This window comes from SAR202 cluster bacterium (genome assembly GCA_016872355.1).
GTDB lineage: Bacteria > Chloroflexota > Dehalococcoidia > Lucifugimonadales > VGZY01 > VGZY01.
The window spans coordinates 1-2,293 of the sequence record VGZY01000128.1; the positions used below are offsets into that span (position 1 = coordinate 1).

The window sequence follows — 2,293 nt, forward strand, 5'->3', positions numbered from 1 at the left end:
CTGCTGGCGCATCCTCGACCCAAAGAAGCTGGGGGCATCCGTCACCCACGTCATCCTGGGCCGGTGCGAGCGGATCGGGGCTCCGGTCTGAGCGCGCGAGTCCGGCCCTCGATGCCTCCCGCCGCCTTGAACGCCGTGAAGTCGCGCCTCAAGACGACGCAGGCGTATCAATGGCTGTTGCGGCGACGGGGAGCCAAAGAGGACGAGGCGTACTCCGACCTCTGTCGCCGGTCGACGGAGGCTTTGGATCAGTCCTCCAACTGGGAAGAGATCAGCCGAAGGCTCTTAAGCGCCGGGTGGTCCGGTCCGAAGACGAGAAGGACGCGCGCCTCCGAGGTGCGGGTGTTTGTCGTCGATCTTCCGGCGATAGGCGGGCCATGGTTCGAGGAAGAGCTTGCCCGGGAGTTCCGCACTACGGTCTTTTCGATTTCGAGGCACATGCGGGGTTACCTGGAGGGGCGGAGGAACCTCGTCGACTATTCCTGCGGTGTGTTCCCGGAGGACTACAACAAGGCCTTCCCCGGCGTATCGGATCCGGCATGGAAACTGGCCTTCCAGCGAGACCTCCTCGCGTCCTACACACGGGCGCGGCAAGAAGGCTCCTTCGATCTCTGCCTCGTGTACGGCACTAACGCCTACCTAGACCGCGAGACCCTGCAGTCCCTGCGCGCGGACGGCACGCCCGTGGCTTTGATGTGCCTCGACGACAAGCACGCCCACGACTCGATCAAGCCGCTGCTCGGCTCCTACGATATCCACCTGACCAACTCCTTGGAGTGCATCCCGTGGTACCTGGCCAAGAAGCAGGCGTCGTATTGGTACCCTCAGGGCATTGACACGTCCTACTTCGCCCCCAAGACCCGAAGCCGGGACATCCAGGTGAGCTTCGTGGGGATCCGCTATGGGGCGCGCCTCGACTTCATCGACCAATTGCGGCGGGAAGGAGTCGAAGTGGAATGTTTCGGACCGGGTTGGCCGAACGGCGTGGTGGACGACCAGCGTGACATCTATGCACGGAGTTGGGTCAATCTAGGCGTAGGCTACACCGGCTTCTCGTATCGCAGCACGTGCGTCAAGGGCCGCGACTTCGAGATCCCCGCCACCGCCAATTTGTATCTAACGACGTACAACTTCGAGCTGGCCGACCTGTTCAGCATCGGCTCCGAGATCTTGTGCTATCACGACCCAATGGACTGCGCCTCTCAAGTCCGGCGACTTCTGGCCGATCCGGAGCGGATCGAGGCGATCGGGCGCGCCGGCCGCGAGCGGTGCGTCCGAGACCATACTTGGACCGCGCGGATGAACGGGCTCCTCAAGTTCATGGGGATCCTAGGCTAGATTTTCGGCAGGACTGAAATGGGAACGACGATCGTAGTGGCGGGCGGCGGTGGCTTCATCGGGGGCCACCTCGTAGCCGACCTGCTCAAGAGAGGCCAGCGCGACGTCCGCGTGATCGACGTCAAACCGTTCGATGAGTGGTGGCAGCTGTTTCAGGAGGCCGACAACTGGGGCCTGGACCTCTCGGACAAGGCCGACTGCGAGGAGGTGCTCCCAGTCACCGACGTCGTCTACAACCTCGCGGCCGACATGGGCAGGATGGGGTCCATCGCCCAAACCCATTTGTTCATGGCCGCGCGTAAACACTAGATCCACCGCTACTTTTGCGCCTCGGCGGCCTGCGTGTAGGCCGCCGATAAGCAGGATTCGCCGGACTTGGTGCCCCTCAAGGAGAGCGATGCCTACCCCGCGCTGCCTGAGGATGGCTAAGGTTAAGAGAAACTCTTCAGCCAGCGCATGTGCCGGCATCTCATGGAGGACTCCGGGCTGGAGGCCCGCGTAGCCCGGTTCCACAACGTCTGCGGCCCGGACATGGGCTGGGAGCACGTTCTGCCGCAGTTCATCCTGCGCGAAGCGGAGGCGGTCGAGCCGCATCCTTCCGGCCCGGTGCCGTTCCCGATCCAGGGCGATGGATCGTAGACGCACGCCCCCACGCACATAGACGACTTCGTGGACGGCTTGCTCGCGATGCTTGCGCGGGGCGCGCACCTCGGCCTGTGCCACATCGGCAACCAGGATGAGATCACGATCCGCGAGCTCGCGGCGAAGGTCCTGCGCTGCATGGGCCGCGAGGTGCAGTTGATATCCGGCAAGGAACCGCCCAGCGCCACGACGCGGCGCATACATACGAGATGGGCGACGTCAATCGCGAGCGGAAGATCTACGGATAGGCCGCCGGCCAGCGACGCACCGGCGGCTTGCCGGGCCAGAAGAAGAGGAACGCCGGCCGGGCCAG

3 protein-coding genes are annotated in these 2,293 nt (G+C 64.1%); all 3 read left to right on the forward strand.

Features of this window, described 5'->3' with window-relative positions:
- The first annotated feature begins 111 nt into the window (after nucleotides 1-111).
- Nucleotides 112-1,338, forward strand: coding sequence for a glycosyltransferase family 1 protein (locus FJ319_14690; GenBank protein MBM3935512.1), 1,227 nt, complete (start codon nucleotides 112-114; stop codon nucleotides 1,336-1,338).
- A gap of 18 nt (nucleotides 1,339-1,356) precedes the next feature.
- Nucleotides 1,357-1,647: an NAD-dependent epimerase/dehydratase family protein gene (locus FJ319_14695; protein ID MBM3935513.1), complete on the forward strand. Its 291-nt coding sequence runs from the start codon at nucleotides 1,357-1,359 to the stop codon at nucleotides 1,645-1,647.
- Between the two features lie 360 nt (nucleotides 1,648-2,007).
- Nucleotides 2,008-2,293: hypothetical protein (locus tag FJ319_14700; GenBank protein MBM3935514.1), on the forward strand; the 286-nt coding region annotated here is incomplete at its 3' end.